Raw genomic sequence first — 838 nt, forward strand, 5'->3', positions numbered from 1 at the left:
CCCGCCGGGTCGGATCCCGCCGGGTCGGATCCCGCCGGATTGGGTTCGGTCGGGCCAGGGTGCCTCGCGTCGGGTTTGTCCGGATCGGATCCCGCCGGGCTCGCTTCGACCGGATCGGGTTTGGCCGGGCCGGGTCGGATGTTCTGGCTGGCGTCCGGCGCGGGCATGTCCGTGCTCGTGCTCGCGGCGCTGACCGCCGGCTTCGACTACCGCTACCTGGGATCGGTCGTCGGCCTTCTCGGCGCCGCAGCGGTACTCGGCTGGACGGCCCTGGCGCGGACGCTGGGCCGTTTCCCGCGGATCCTGGTCGATACCGGAGGTGATCCAGGCGGCATCCCACCGGGCGGCGGAGGAACCGGAAGCGGTGCAGGAGCTGGCAGTGGAGCTGTCGACGACGAGAACGCGGTTCGGTCGTCGTCCAGGTCCCGATCCGTGTGATCGGGGTCCGCCGGACAGGCCCAGAGCGCCGGTCACGTAGTGCGGATACCGTCCGCAAGCACCCGTACGGACCATGATCCGAACGAGTTTGTTGTCGTGCACGCTTTTCGGCCGCATGAGCGTACCCAGCGACAAACTCGCGTCGATCTTCTCCGGTAGCCGGCGCCCCGTCGACGCATGCCACCGCTCGCGAGGTTACGCATGGTTACATAAGGGGCGCCCCAGGTCCTGCCCGTCTGGTTCCGGGGATTTCCGCCACCGGTGTCACCGCCCTGCGCGTGTCGCGGGCGCGGGCATGGGCCCGCAGCGGGTGAACGGGGTGATCTGGCCGGTCAGCGGCCAGGACCGTCGGGCCGGCTCGTCCGGGCACCAGCCGAGTCTGCCGAGCAGGGCGTCAAGG

At 70.6% G+C, this 838-nt stretch carries 1 protein-coding gene; it reads left to right on the forward strand.

Annotated features, from left to right (window positions below; translation table 11 throughout):
• The first annotated feature begins 120 nt into the window (after positions 1-120).
• Entirely contained in the window at positions 121-438 is a 318-nt protein-coding gene (locus DD1DGNOD_RS27775) for a hypothetical protein (RefSeq protein ID WP_206442972.1), read from the forward strand.
• Positions 439-838: the final 400 nt, after the last annotated feature.

Source organism: Candidatus Protofrankia californiensis (genome assembly GCF_900634765.1).
Lineage (GTDB): Bacteria > Actinomycetota > Actinomycetes > Frankiales > Frankiaceae > Protofrankia > Protofrankia californiensis.